At 74.0% G+C, this 204-nt stretch carries 1 pseudogene; it reads left to right on the plus strand.

The features are described from left to right. A pseudogene (locus FHN55_RS24035) lies at positions 1 to 204 on the plus strand (AAA family ATPase); the annotation flags it as partial.

Raw genomic sequence — 204 nt, forward strand, 5'->3', positions numbered from 1 at the left:
GGTCGTCGCGGAGATCGAGAGACCCCGCAGCGGGCCGATGCGCGACATCGTCGCGACCATCCAGCCCGACCAGGACGACATCGTCCGCGCCCCGCTGGAGGAGTCGGTGTGCATCCAGGGCGCCCCGGGCACCGGCAAGACCGCCGTCGGTCTGCACCGCGCGGCGTTCCTCCTCTACAGCCACGCCGAGCGGCTGCGCCGCGG

The organism is Streptomyces sp. NP160, from assembly GCF_006335115.1.
GTDB lineage: Bacteria > Actinomycetota > Actinomycetes > Actinomycetales > Quadrisphaeraceae > Quadrisphaera.